The organism is Streptomyces sp. NPDC051218 (assembly GCF_044455475.1).
Taxonomy (GTDB): domain Bacteria; phylum Actinomycetota; class Actinomycetes; order Streptomycetales; family Streptomycetaceae; genus Streptomyces.
Window position 1 is genome coordinate 163600 of the sequence record NZ_JBITEU010000005.1, and the last position, 13052, is coordinate 176651.

Here is a 13052-nt window from a genome sequence, read left to right on the forward strand (position 1 = left end):
GATTCGGACACAGGCCGTGGACGGGCGGGCGCGGCGGTGCTGGGCTGAGCGCCACGCGGAGGGCAGCAACAGGACCACGCGGAGGGCAGCAACAGGACAGGGGGTCCCAGGTGGGTGGTTCCGGACTGGTCGTACAGGGCGCGTCGGTCGGCTACGGACCGGTACGCGCACTGCGCCAGGTGTCGCTCGAAGTACCGGACGGCGCCGTCGTCGCCGTGCTCGGCGGCAACGGCGCGGGCAAGTCGACACTCCTGCGTGCCATTTCACGCACCCTCGCCTTTCACCGGGGGGCGCTCACCACCGGCTCCATCCACTTCGGCGGACGGCGCATCGACACTCTGCACGCGGACCGGGTGGTCGCCGCCGGGGTGTCCCAAGTGCCGGAAGGCAGGCGGGTGTTCGCCCGGATGACCGTCGCCGACAATCTGCGGGCGGGCGCGCTCGGCTCCGCGGGGAGCCGGGGCGCGAAGAACAGGGCCCTGGAGCGCGTCCATGAACTCTTCCCGGTGCTCGCCGAGCGCGCGGGCCAGCGCGCCGGGCTCCTCTCCGGCGGCGAACAGCAGATGCTCGCGGTGGCCAGGGCGCTGATGGCCTCACCGAAGCTGCTGCTCCTGGACGAACCCTCCCTGGGGCTCGCCCCGTTGATGGCGGCACGCATCGCCGACACCATCCAGGACATCAACGCCCAGGGCACAGCGGTCCTCCTCGTCGAGCAGAACGCCGCGCTCGCCCTGCGCCTCGCCTCGCGTGCCTACGTCCTGGACGTCGGTGAAGTGGCACTCGCGGGCCCCGCGGACGAGCTGTCCGCGTCCGACGAGGTACGCCGCCGCTACCTCGGCGTGGTCGACGAGACCGCCGCGGCGGACGCCTCGCGCGGTGTCAGCGCGCTGCCGGTGCTGCGCAGATGGGCGGGCCGACGATGACCGACGACCACTCGGCGGCCGAAGCGACACCGCCGGAGCAAGCCGCAGCCACACCACCAGCACAAGTCGAAGCGACACAGCCACAACCGGGCGTACCTGCCCTGGAAGTACGGGAGTTGACCGTGCGCTTCGCGGGCCTCACCGCGCTCGACGCCGTCAGTTTCACCGTGCGGCCCGGCACCGTGCACGCCATCATCGGGCCCAACGGCGCGGGGAAGTCCACCTGCTTCAACGTCCTGTCCGGGGTGTACCGCGCCACCGGCGGCAGTGTCCGCTTCGGTGAGCACGAGCTGACGACGATGCCTCCGCACCGCATCGCCGACCTCGGCGTCGCGCGGATCTTCCAGAACCTCGCTCTGCCGCCGAGCGCGACGGTCGCCGACAGTCTGATGCTCGGCCGCCACCGGCTGACCCGCACGGGGTTTCTCGCCGCGGGACTTCGCCTCCCGTCAGCGGCGCGCGAGGAGCGGGCCCACCGCGAACGGGTGCGGGAGATAGCGGCGTTCGTCGGCGTCGAGCACCAACTGCACGCCCCAGCGGGCTCCTTGCCGTACGGACAGCAGAAACTCGCCGAGCTGGCCCGCGCGCTGTGCATGGAGCCCCGGCTGCTCCTGCTCGACGAGCCCGTCGCCGGCATGACCGCGGACGAACGGCAGCGCACCGCCGCCGTCATCGCGGGCGTACGCGACAGCCTCGGAATCTCGATCGTCCTGGTGGAACACGACATGGGGGTGGTGATGCGGCTCGCGGACGCGGTGACCGTACTGGACTTCGGGCGCCGGATAGCCGACGGCGCCCCGGCCGACGTACAGAACGACCCGGCGGTCGTACGGGCCTACCTGGGAGAGGGGACGACCTCGTGAACACCTTCGTCGAGCTGCTCCTCAACGGCCTCTCGATGGGGTCCGTCTACGCCCTCATCGCCCTCGGCTTCGTCGTCATCTTCCGCGCCACCGAAGTCGTGAACTTCGCGCACGCCTCACTGCTCCTGGCCGGCGGCTACGTCACCGCGTCTCTCCACGACGACATCGGCTTCTGGCCGGCGCTGCTCGTCGGCATCGCGGGCGCCGCCGTCGTCGGCGCGGCCATCGAGTTCCTCGTCATGCGCCGCTACCGGGGCGCCGACCACAGCGTCCTCGCCATCGTCACGATCGGCGTCGACATCCTGCTCACCACCGAGCTCACCCGCCGCCTCGGCACCGACGTGCTCGCCCTCGGCGACCCCTGGGGCGACTCGGTGCTCACCATCGGTTCGGTCTCCATCGCCCATACGCGGATCGCCGCGTTCGTCGCCGCCGCGCTCCTCATCACGGTCTTCCTGCTCGCCTTCCGCTACACCTCCTGGGGCGTGGCCATGCGCGCCGCCGCGGAGAGCCCGGAGACCGCCGCCCTGATGGGTGTGCGCCTGGGCAGGGTCTCGCTCGGCGCCTGGGCGGTGGCCGGAGGCCTGGCCGCCGTGGCGGCGCTCTTCCTCACCGTCTTCCCCACCCCGGGGCTCGAACGGGCCACCTCACTCGCCGCCCTGAAGGCGTTCCCCGCCGCGATCCTCGGCGGCCTCGACTCCACCACCGGCGCCCTCGTCGGGGGACTCGTGGTCGGGGTCACCGAATCACTCGCCACCGGCTATCAGAGCGAACTCACCTTCCTGGGAAGGGGATTGGGCGACCTCGCGCCCTACCTCGTGATGACCGTCATCCTCCTCATCCGGCCCGCCGGACTCTTCGGCACGAAGGAGCTCGCCCGTGTCTGAAGTCCTGGCCCGCGGACGGGAGCTGCGCTCCCGAGGCCGTACGAGGCTGACCAGCCCCCGCACGTACGTCTGGATCGCGGGCGGCGTGCTGCTGCTCGCCCTGCCCTTCTACCTCGACCGGTTCTGGCTCCAGGCGGGTCTGTTCGCCATGGCCGCCGCGATCGGCGCGATCGGCATCAACCTCCTGACCGGCGCCACCGGCCAGCTCTCCATGGGGCACGCCTTCTTCCTCGCGATCGGGGCGTACGGATACTGCGTCTTCGCGGGGGAGGGGGGCGACACCGGCCTGACCGGACTCGGGCTCCCCACGTGGATCGCCGCCGCCCTGGCCGTCGGCGTCGCGGGGATCGCGGGCGGACTCTTCAGCCCCATCGCGGGACGGCTGCGCGGTGCCTACCTCGGCATCGCCACCCTCGCGCTGATCTTCATCGGGCAGCACGTGCTCTTCAACGCCCATGACCTGACCGGCGGTTCCAACGGGCGTGACGTACCGCCCCTGAGCGTCTTCGGCATCACCTTCGACGACAGCGAGCTCGTCGTGGCCGCCGTGCCGTTCGGGGCGTCGGAGAAGCTCTGGTACGCGGGACTCGTCCTCCTGCTCGGCTGCGGGCTCTTCGCCCGCGGCGTGCTGCGCGGGCGCCCCGGCCGCGCCATGAACGCCATCCGCGACCACCGCATCGCCGCCGGTGTCATCGGGGTGCCCGTCGCCCGCTACCGCGCGGGCGTCTTCGTCCTGTCGTCGATGTACGCGGGACTCGCCGGGGTGCTGCTCGCCCTCGTCTTCCAGCGCACCGTGCCGGACTACTTCGGCATGACGCTGTCGCTCGAATACCTCGCCATGATCGTCATCGGTGGCCTCGGCTCGGTGGCGGGCGCGGTGGCCGGTGCCGCCGTGGTGTCCCTGCTGCCGCAGCTCCTGACCCGGTACAGCGACGCGCTGCCCCTGGTCTCGGCCCCCGGCACCGGCGGGATCACACCGGGCGAGGCGTCCCGGTATCTGTACGGCGCCGCCGTCGTGGCGGTGGTGCTGTTCCTGCCCGGCGGCCTGGCCGGCATCGCCGCCCGGCGCTCCAGGCCGACGTCGGGCCCAACCGCACGGGAATCAGGGGAGGAACGATGAGTTCACGCAGGTCGACAAGGGCGAAGAGGGCCACAGCGACGGCGACGGCGCTCGCCGCGCTGCTCGCGGTGGCCGGTTGCAGCTCGAAAGCGGGGGACAGCGAGGGGGAAAAGAAGGACGCGGGCGGGGTCAAGGCCGGTGTCGGGGTCTCCGCCAAGACGATCAACCTCGGTGTGCTCACCGACATGACCGGCGTCTACGCGACCCTCGGCAAGAGCGTCACCCAGGCCCAGCAGCTCTACGTCAAGCAGACCAACGCCGACGGCGGCATCTGCGGCCGCAAGCTGAAGCTGACCGTCCGGGACCACGGCTACGACCCCCAGAAGGCGGTCGCCGCGTACACCGAGCTGGAGCCGGACGTCCTCGGCTTCGCCCAGTTCATCGGCTCGCCGTTCGTCGCCGCGGTCAAGCAGCGGATCGACGGCGACAAGAGCCTCGTACTGCCGCAGGCCTGGTCGGCGAACCTCCTCGGCAGCCCGTACGTCCGGGTCGTCGGCTCCACGTACGACCTGGAGACGATCAACGCGATCGACTTCCTGATGAAGGAGAAGGGCCTCAAGAAAGGCGACAAGCTCGGCCATGTCTACTTCGAGGGCGACTACGGCGAGAACGCGCTGAAGGGCTCGCAGTACATGGCGAAGAAGTCGGGCCTCACCGTCGTGGAGCAGAAGATCAAGGCCACGGACAACGACATGACAGCCCAGGTCGCGGCCCTGAAGAAGGCCGGCGTGAAGGCTGTCGTGATCAGCGCGGGTCCCCGGCAGGCGGCCTCCCTGGTGGGGGTCGCGGCGGCGGGCAAGTTCGACGTGCCGATCATCGGCAACAACTCGGCGTTCGCACCCCAGCTCCTGGGCACGCAGGCGGGCCCTGCCCTGGCCAAGAACTACTACGTGGCCTCACCGACACTCCCCATCGGCGCGGACACCCCCGCGGCGAAGAAGCTGGTCGGCGACTACCAGAAGGCCTACCCGAAGGACGCCCTGGACAACGGCGTGACGGCCGGCTGGACCGCGGCGTCGATCTTCGGCGAGGCCCTGAAGAAGGCCTGTGAGAGCGACGCCCTCACCCGTGAGGGCGTCGACAAGGCGCTCCTGACGATCGACTCCTTCGACACGGGCTTCGGCGTCACCCAGGACTTCAGCGACCCCAAGGCCCCCTCGTCGAAGGAGAGCGTGATCCTACGCCCCGACAAGAGCGTGACGGGCGGCATGAAGGTCGCAAGGGAGCCGGGAGCGGCGCAGGCGGCCGAGGGATACACACCAGGCGCCTGAGAGGTGTTCGAACAGCCAGAAGGGGCCCGAACCAATTGGTTCGGGCCCCTTCTGCAACGTTCAAGCGCCGCTACGGCACCTGCGCCGCCCGTGCCTCACGCCGGTTGTCCCGGAAGTTGTTCACCCTCCGAGCCGTGGCGAAGAGGGGGATCACCGCACCGAGAACGACCTGGAGCGCGCAGCCGGTCTGCAGGAGAAGCAGCCCGCCCGGGGCGTCGAACGCCCAGGCGGCGAGCAGCCCCATGGCCGCGACGATCCACGCCAGCATGGCCACCGCGAGCGGACCCCGCGGCTTGGGGTACTCGACGCGGCTGACCATGAGCCAGGCCGTGCCGGTGATCGCGAGGAGCGTCGCCCAGAAGGGCAGCTCCAGGAGCACGATCGAGACGACCGTGAGCGCGCCGAAGGGCGAGGGCATGCCCTGGAAGGTGCCGTCCTTCACGGTCACGCAGCTGAACCGCGCAAGCCGCAGCACCACCGCCAACAGGACGACGATCGCTCCGACCGCGGCCACTCTCTGGTGCGCGTCGTCGGCGACCATGCCGTAGACGAGCACGAAGTACGCGGGGGCCAGACCGAAGCTGATCAGGTCCGACAGGTTGTCGAGCTCGGCGCCCATCGGCGAGGACCGCAGCTTGCGCGCCACGAGCCCGTCGAAGAGGTCGAACACGGCCGCGCAGAGCATCAGGATCACGGCGGTCGCGGCGGAGTGCCGCGCCATGCCGCTTTCGTTGCTGCCCTGCAGGTGCGGGATGAGGATGCCCGTGGTGGTGAAGTACACCGCCATGAACCCGCACGTGGCGTTACCGAGGGTGAGGGTGTCCGCTATCGAGAGGCGGAGTGAGAGAGGCATCTCCTCGTCGGCCTCGTCCTCGGCCGCCTCGGGAACCCAGCCCGCTTGTGTTTCAGGATCAACCACGGTCAATTCGAGTCACCCCAGCCACGGTCTTCTGACCGACCTCGACGTCCGTCTCGACACCCTCGGGGAGGTAGATGTCGACGCGGGAGCCGAAGCGGATCAGGCCGATCCGTTCACCTTGCTCCACCTTCGTGCCCTGGGGCACGTAAGGAACGATGCGCCGCGCGACCGCGCCCGCGATCTGGATCATCTCGATGTCACCGAGCTCGGTGTCGAAGTGCCAGACAACGCGCTCGTTGTTCTCGCTCTCCTTGTTGAACGCCGGGACGAACCCGCCGGGGATGTGCTCCACGGACGTCACCGTGCCCGCGAGGGGCGCGCGGTTGACGTGGACGTTCAACGGGCTCATGAAGATGGCGACGCGGGTGCGCCCGTCCTTCCACGGCATGATGCTCTGCACCACACCGTCGGCCGGGGAGATGACCCGGCCCTGGGCGATGTCGCGCTCGGGGTCGCGGAAGAACCACAGCATGCCCGCCGCCAGAGCGGTAACGGGTACAGCTACGGCCGCGGCGCCCTTGGAGCGACGCGCACGCACGAGGCTGAGTGCCGCGGTGGCGACAGTCGGCAGGAGCCACGGCGATGCTCCGCGCGCAAGGCGTACGCCAGCGAGGCTGTCGCGTGGTGCAGAGGTTTGGCTGTGGGGCATGGATGACCTTCGTAGCGGATGATGCCGCGCATGAACGGGGGACGGCGGCTTTTTCCGGATGGTATCGGTTGCGAGCCACAACTGGGCAAGCCAGGAAGCGGAGTCGGCGGCCGAAGAGTGCTGACAGGGTGTGACCTTCTTCTCGATGAAAACACCCCAAATCGGGCATCTAGCCCTGGAATCGATACTCTTCGAGCAGTCGCCGCCCAATGATCATTTTCTGGATCTCGGCGGTACCTTCGCCGATCAGCAGCATGGGAGCCTCACGGTACAGGCGCTCGATCTCGTACTCCTTCGAGAAGCCGTAACCGCCATGAATCCGGAACGCGTCCTCTACGACTTCTTTGCAGTATTCGGAAGCGAGGTACTTCGCCATCCCTGCTTCGAGGTCGTTTCGTTCCCCGGAGTCCTTTTTGCGTGCTGCATTCACCATCATCGCATGGGCGGCCTCGACCTTGGTAGCCATCTCGGCCAGCTTGAACTGAATTGCCTGGTGCTGAGCGATCGCCTTGCCGAAAGTGTGACGCTGCTGGGCATATGAGACACCGAGCTCAAATGCACGCTGAGCGACCCCGCAGCCACGCGCCGCGACATTCACGCGGCCGACTTCGACGCCGTCCATCATTTGGTAAAACCCTCGGCCGGTGGTCCCGCCGAGCACGCGATTGGCCGGAATTCGCAGTCCGTCCATGATGAGTTCGGTGGTATCCACCCCCTTGTATCCCATTTTGTCGATCTTGCCCGGAATGGTGAGGCCGGGGCGGACCTCTCCGAAGCCGGGCTCCTTCTCGACGAGGAAGGTCGTCATCGACTTGTGGGGCGCGGTCCCCTCGGGGTGTCCTTCATCACTTCGGCACAGAACGGCCACCAGAGTCGACGTTCCGCCGTTCGTGAGCCACATCTTCTGACCGTTGAGGACGTACTCGTCACCGTCCCGCACGCCCTTGGACGTGATCGCCGACACATCCGAGCCGAGCGCCGGCTCCGACATGGAGAACGCGCCGCGCACCTCGCCGGCCGCCATCCGCGGCAGGAAGGTGTCCTTCTGCTCCTGCGTCCCGTGCTGCTTGAGCATGTAGGCGACGATGAAGTGGGTGTTGATGATGCCGGATACCGACATCCAGCCACGCGCTATCTCTTCGACACACAGCGCGTACGTGAGCAGCGACTCGCCCAGACCGCCGTACTCCTCCGGGATCATGAGCCCGAAGAGGCCCAACTCCTTGAGGCCGTCGACGATCGCCTGCGGGTACTCGTCACGGTGTTCGAGCTCCGTGGCGACCGGGATGATCTCCTTGTCGACGAAGTCCCGGACGGTGGAGAGGATCTCCTGCTGGATGTCCGTGAGACCTGCGGTCTGCGCGAGTCGGCTCATGGCTACTTCTCCTGCGTCTTCTTGGAAGTGTCCAGGAGCTCCGGGCGGCCGGGCTGCTCGCCGCCGCGCTCCTTGATGTACGTCTCGGTGGGGACCATCACCTTGCGGCGGAACACGCAGACCAGCGTGCCGTCCTGCTTGTAGCCCTTGGTCTCCACATGGACGATCCCGCGGTCCGACTTGGACTTCGACGGCGTCTTGTCCAGGACCGTGGTCTCGCCGTAGATCGTGTCGCCGTGGAAGGTCGGCGCCACGTGCTTCAGCGACTCGACCTCCAGGTTGGCGATCGCCTTGCCCGAGACGTCCGGCACGGACATGCCCAGAAGCAGCGAGTAGATGTAGTTCCCGACGACGACGTTCTTCCCGAAGTCGGTCGTCTGCTCCGCATAGTTGCTGTCCATGTGGAGGGGGTGGTGGTTCATCGTCAGGAGGCAGAAGAGGTGGTCGTCGTACTCGGTGACCGTCTTTCCGGGCCAGTGCTTGTAGACGTCCCCGACGGTGAACTCTTCGTAGGTGCGGCCGAACTGCATATCAGGCCTCCGGGGCTTCGAACTTGGAGGTACGGGTCATGCCCGCGGCGCGCCCCTTGCCGGAGATGACGAGCGCCATCTTGCGGCTCGCCTCGTCGATCATCTCGTCGCCGAGCATCGCCGAGCCCTTCTTGCCGCCCGCCTCGGACGTGTAGAAGTCATAGGCGTCCAGGATCAGCTCGGCGTGGTCGTAGTCCTCCTGGGAGGGCGAGAAGACCTCGTTGGCGGCGTCGACCTGGCCGGGGTGCAGGACCCACTTGCCGTCGAAGCCGAGCGCGGCGGCGCGGTTCGCGACCTCGCGGTAGCCGTCGACGTTCTTGATCTGGAGGTAAGGGCCGTCGATCGCCTGGAGGTTGTTGGCGCGGGCTGCCATCAGGATCTTCATCAGGATGAAGTGGTAGGCGTCGGCCGGGTAGCCGGGCGGCTGTTCGCCGACGACCAGGGACTTCATGTTGATGGACGCCATGAAGTCCGCCGGGCCGAAGATGATCGTCTCGACGCGCGGTGACGCCTGCGCGATCGCGTTGACGTTGTTGAGGCCCTGCGCGTTCTCGATCTGCGCCTCGATGCCGATCTTGCCGACCTCGAAGCCCATCGTCTTCTCGATCTGCGTGAGCAGGAAGTCCAGCGCGACGACCTGGTCGGCGGTCTGCACCTTCGGCAGCATGATGCAGTCGAGGTTCTGGCCCGCGCCCTCGACGACCGTGACGACGTCGCGGTACGTCCACTCGGTCGTCCAGTCGTTCACGCGCACGACCCGCGTCTTGCCCGTCCAGTCGCCCTCGTTGAGGAACTTGACGATGGTGTGCCTGGCCTCGGGCTTGGCGAGCGGCGCGCAGGCGTCCTCCAGGTCGAGGAAGACCTGGTCGGCGGGGAGGCCCTGGGCCTTCTCCAGGAAGCGCGGGTTCGACCCCGGTACCGCGAGACAGGAGCGACGCGGGCGGAGACGGTTGATGGGCGCGGTCATGCGGGGACCTCCAGAGGGTCGAGCTTGTTCGCTTTCCGGATCTCGTCGACGATACGGCCGATGATCTCGGTGATACCGAAGTCCTTGGGGGTGAACACGGCGGCCACACCCGCCGCCTTCAGGTCCTCGGCGTCGCTGTTGGGGATGATGCCGCCCGCGATGACGGGGATGTCGGGCGCGCCCGCCTCGCGCAGGCGCTCCAGCACGTCCGGCACGAGCTGCGCGTGCGAGCCGGAGAGGATCGAGAGGCCCACCGCGTGCACGTCCTCGGCGAGGGCGGCGTCGACGATCTGCTCGGGCGTGAGCCTGATGCCCTGATAGACGACCTCGAAGCCGGCGTCACGCGCACGCACCGCGATCTGCTCGGCCCCGTTCGAGTGTCCGTCGAGGCCCGGCTTGCCGACCAGGAAGCGCAGCTTGCCCGTGCCGAGATCGGCGGCGGTCCTTGAGACCTTGTCGCGGACGAGGGCCAGCGGCGTGCCCGCCTCCGCGGTGACGGCCACCGGAGCGCTGGAGACGCCCGTGGGAGCCCGGAACTCCCCGAAGACCTCCCGCAGGGCGCCGGCCCACTCCCCGGTCGTCACACCGGCGCGTGCGCACTCCAGAGTGGCCTCCATGAGGTTGCCGGTGCCCGCGGCGACCTCTTTGAGCTTCTCCAGGGCCTTGCAGGGGCGCGGGTGGTTGAACGGCGGCTGGTAGCGGGTGTCGCGCCAGGTGCCGAGCGCCTTCACGACGCGGTTCTCGACGGCCGGGTCGACCGTCATGATCGCGGTGTCCAGGTCGGATGTGAGCGGGTTCGGTTCGGTCGACTCGTAGGCGTTGACGCCGACGATCTTCTCCTCGCCCGACTCGATGCGGGCCCTGCGCTCGGCGTGCGAGGAGACCAGCTGCGACTTCAGGTAGCCGGACTCGACGGCGGCCATCGCGCCGCCCATCTGCTCGATGCGGTCCATCTCGGCGAGCGACTCCTCGACGAGGGACTCCACCTTGGCCTCGATGACGTGGCTGCCGTCGAAGATGTCCTCGTACTCCAGGAGGTCGCTCTCCAAGGCGAGCACCTGCTGGATGCGCAGCGACCACTGCTGGTCCCACGGCCGGGGCAGGCCCAGGGCCTCGTTCCACGCGGGAAGCTGCACGGCACGCGCGCGTGCGTCCTTGGAGAGCGTGACGGCCAGCATTTCGAGGACGATGCGCTGGACGTTGTTCTCGGGCTGCGCTTCGGTCAGGCCGAGGGAGTTGACCTGCACGCCGTAGCGGAACCGGCGCTGCTTGGGGTTGGTGATGCCGTACCGCTCGCGTGTGACACGGTCCCAGATGCGGCCGAACGCCCGCATCTTGCACATCTCCTCGACGAAGCGGACGCCCGCGTTCACGAAGAAGGAGATACGGGCGACGACATCACCGAACTTCTCCTCGGAGACCTGCCCCGAGTCGCGCACGGCGTCGAGCACGGCGACGGCGGTGGACATCGCGTAGGCGATCTCCTGCACCGGAGTGGCCCCGGCCTCCTGCAGGTGGTAGCTGCAGATGTTGATCGGGTTCCACTTGGGGATGTGCGCCACCGTGTACGTGATCATGTCGGTGGTGAGGCGGAGGGAGGGCACCGGCGGGAAGACGTGCGTCCCGCGCGAGAGGTACTCCTTGACGATGTCGTTCTGCGTCGTCCCCTGGAGCTGCGTGATGTCCACGCCCTGCTCCTCCGCGACCACCTGATAGAGCGCCAGAAGCCACATGGCCGTGGCGTTGATCGTCATCGAGGTGTTCATCTGGTCCAGGGGGATGTCCTGGAACAGCCGCCGCATGTCGCCCACGTGCGAGACGGGGACACCGACCCGGCCGACCTCACCGCGGGCGAGGATGTGGTCCGGGTCGTAGCCGGTCTGCGTGGGCAGGTCGAACGCGACCGACAGGCCCGTCTGACCCTTGGCGAGGTTGCGCCGGTACAGCTCGTTGGACGCCTCGGCCGTGGAGTGACCGGCATAGGTCCGCATGAGCCACGGCCGGTCCTTCTGACGCTCTGTCATGTGCGAACCCTCAGCCCTCAGACGTTACGGAAGCGGTTGATGGCGTCGATGTGCTGCGCGCGCTTCTCGTGGTCGCGCACTCCCATGCCCTCGCGGGGGGCGAGGGCGAGGACGCCGACCTTGCCCTGGTGGAGGTTGCGGTGCACGTCATAGGCCGCCTGGCCGGTCTCCTCCAGGGAGTAGACGCGGGAGAGGGTGGGGTGGATCTTGCCCTTGGCGATGAGGCGGTTGGCCTCCCAGGCCTCGCGGTAGTTCGCGAAGTGCGAGCCGATGATCCGCTTCAGGGACATCCACAGGTAGCGGTTGTCGTACTCGTGGTTGTAGCCCGAGGTCGAGGCGCAGGTGACGATGGTGCCGCCCTTGCGGGTGACGTACACGCTCGCGCCGAAGGTCTCGCGGCCCGGGTGCTCGAAGACGATGTCCACGTCCTCGCCGCCGGTCAGCTCGCGGATGCGCTTGCCGAAGCGCTTCCACTCCTTGGGGTCCTGGGTGTGCTCGTCCTTCCAGAACTTGTAGCCCTCGGCGTTGCGGTCGATGACCGCATCCGCGCCCATGGCCTCACAGATGGCGGCCTTCTCCGGGCTGGACACGACACAGATCGGGTTGGCGCCGCCGGCCAGGGCGAACTGGGTGGCGTACGAACCGAGTCCGCCGCTCGCGCCCCAGATCAGGACGTTGTCGCCCTGCTTCATGCCGGCGCCGTTGCGCGAGACGAGCTGGCGGTAGGCGGTGGAGTTCACCAGGCCGGGGGATGCGGCCTCCTCCCAGCTCAGGTGGTCCGGCTTGGGCATCAGCTGGTTGGACTTGACCAGGGCGATCTCGGCGAGTCCGCCGAAGTTGGTCTCGAAGCCCCAGATGCGCTGCTCGGGGTCGAGCATCGTGTCGTTGTGGCCGTCCGAGGACTCCAGCTCGACGCTCAGGCAGTGCGCGACGACCTCGTCGCCCGGGTTCCAGGCGTTCACGCCGGGCCCGGTGCGCAGCACGACGCCCGCCAGGTCGGAGCCGATGATGTGGTACGGCAGGTCGTGGCGCTTGGTGAGCTCGCTCAGCCGGCCGTAGCGCTCCAGGAAGCTGAAGGTGGACACCGGCTCGAAGATCGAGGTCCACACGGAGTTGTAGTTGACCGACGAGGCCATCACGGCCACCAGGGCCTCGCCCGGCCCGAGTTCGGGCACCGGCACGTCGTCCAGGTGGATCGACTTGCGGGGGTCCTTGTCGCGGGTCTCGAGCCCGGCGAACATCTCCGCCTCGTCCTTGTGCACGGTGATCGCGCGGTACGAGTCGGGGAGCGGAAGAGCGGCGAAGTCGGCGGGAGTGGAGTCCGGCGACTGGATCGCGTCCAGGATTTCCTTCACGGTGATGCCTCCGGCGAAGTGCGGGCCCCCTTTGAGGGGAGCACGCTCTTGAGGGTTACGTCGGGTGCTGCTGGTGCAGGTGGGGGTGTGCCGTCGGTTCGGCGAAGGTGGTGCTCGGCAGCGCTTGGTGTGGCGCGGGAGGTTGCCTGTGACGCAGGCGTCCGGGCGC

Annotated in this window: 12 protein-coding genes; 5 read left to right on the plus strand and 7 right to left on the minus strand. The window is 68.4% G+C overall.

Annotated elements, in window-relative coordinates; genetic code table 11:
• The first annotated feature begins 110 nt into the window (after positions 1-110).
• From ACIBCK_RS17095 to ACIBCK_RS17115, 5 genes are read left to right on the plus strand one after another with little or no spacing between them, the layout of a single operon-like run.
• Positions 111-923: an ABC transporter ATP-binding protein gene (locus ACIBCK_RS17095; protein ID WP_399390958.1), complete on the plus strand. Its 813-nt coding sequence runs from the start codon at positions 111-113 to the stop codon at positions 921-923.
• The gene (locus ACIBCK_RS17100; protein WP_399390960.1) at positions 920-1786 is read left to right on the plus strand and encodes an ABC transporter ATP-binding protein; all 867 of its coding nucleotides are present in this window, start codon (positions 920-922) and stop codon (positions 1784-1786) included. Before ACIBCK_RS17095 ends, ACIBCK_RS17100 begins: the two co-directional genes overlap by 4 nt.
• Positions 1783-2673: a branched-chain amino acid ABC transporter permease gene (locus tag ACIBCK_RS17105; RefSeq protein WP_367046327.1), complete on the plus strand. Its 891-nt coding sequence runs from the start codon at positions 1783-1785 to the stop codon at positions 2671-2673. Before ACIBCK_RS17100 ends, ACIBCK_RS17105 begins: the two co-directional genes overlap by 4 nt.
• Positions 2666-3793 (plus strand): branched-chain amino acid ABC transporter permease, encoded by a 1128-nt coding sequence (locus tag ACIBCK_RS17110; protein ID WP_399390962.1) that lies wholly within the window; start codon positions 2666-2668, stop codon positions 3791-3793. Before ACIBCK_RS17105 ends, ACIBCK_RS17110 begins: the two co-directional genes overlap by 8 nt.
• The gene (locus ACIBCK_RS17115; RefSeq protein ID WP_399390964.1) at positions 3790-5064 is read left to right on the plus strand and encodes an ABC transporter substrate-binding protein; all 1275 of its coding nucleotides are present in this window, start codon (positions 3790-3792) and stop codon (positions 5062-5064) included. The genes ACIBCK_RS17110 and ACIBCK_RS17115 overlap by 4 nt, the downstream gene beginning before the upstream one ends.
• 70 nt (positions 5065-5134) lie before the next feature.
• Here the strand turns inward: ACIBCK_RS17115 and pssA are convergent, their stop codons facing one another.
• From pssA to ccrA, 7 genes are all read right to left on the minus strand, one after another.
• A complete protein-coding gene (pssA, locus tag ACIBCK_RS17120; RefSeq protein ID WP_367046331.1) occupies positions 5135-5989 on the minus strand; it encodes a CDP-diacylglycerol--serine O-phosphatidyltransferase in 855 nt (284 codons plus the stop codon).
• Complete coding sequence (locus tag ACIBCK_RS17125) at positions 5976-6632, minus strand: phosphatidylserine decarboxylase (RefSeq protein WP_399390967.1); 657 nt, start codon at positions 6630-6632, stop codon at positions 5976-5978. Before ACIBCK_RS17125 ends, pssA begins: the two co-directional genes overlap by 14 nt.
• A 169-nt stretch (positions 6633-6801) precedes the next feature.
• Positions 6802-8007 (minus strand): acyl-CoA dehydrogenase family protein, encoded by a 1206-nt coding sequence (locus ACIBCK_RS17130; protein WP_399390969.1) that lies wholly within the window; start codon positions 8005-8007, stop codon positions 6802-6804.
• Positions 8008-8009: 2 nt separating this feature from the next.
• A complete protein-coding gene (locus tag ACIBCK_RS17135; RefSeq protein ID WP_399390971.1) occupies positions 8010-8537 on the minus strand; it encodes a MaoC family dehydratase in 528 nt (175 codons plus the stop codon).
• Position 8538: 1 nt separating this feature from the next.
• Positions 8539-9504, minus strand: a complete 966-nt coding sequence (locus tag ACIBCK_RS17140) for a CoA ester lyase (protein WP_160508253.1) — start codon at positions 9502-9504, stop codon at positions 8539-8541.
• Positions 9501-11528, minus strand: a complete 2028-nt coding sequence (locus ACIBCK_RS17145) for a protein meaA (protein ID WP_399390973.1) — start codon at positions 11526-11528, stop codon at positions 9501-9503. Before ACIBCK_RS17145 ends, ACIBCK_RS17140 begins: the two co-directional genes overlap by 4 nt.
• A gap of 17 nt (positions 11529-11545) precedes the next feature.
• Positions 11546-12883, minus strand: a complete 1338-nt coding sequence (ccrA, locus tag ACIBCK_RS17150) for a crotonyl-CoA carboxylase/reductase (protein WP_399390975.1) — start codon at positions 12881-12883, stop codon at positions 11546-11548.
• Between the last annotated feature and the right edge of the window lie 169 nt (positions 12884-13052).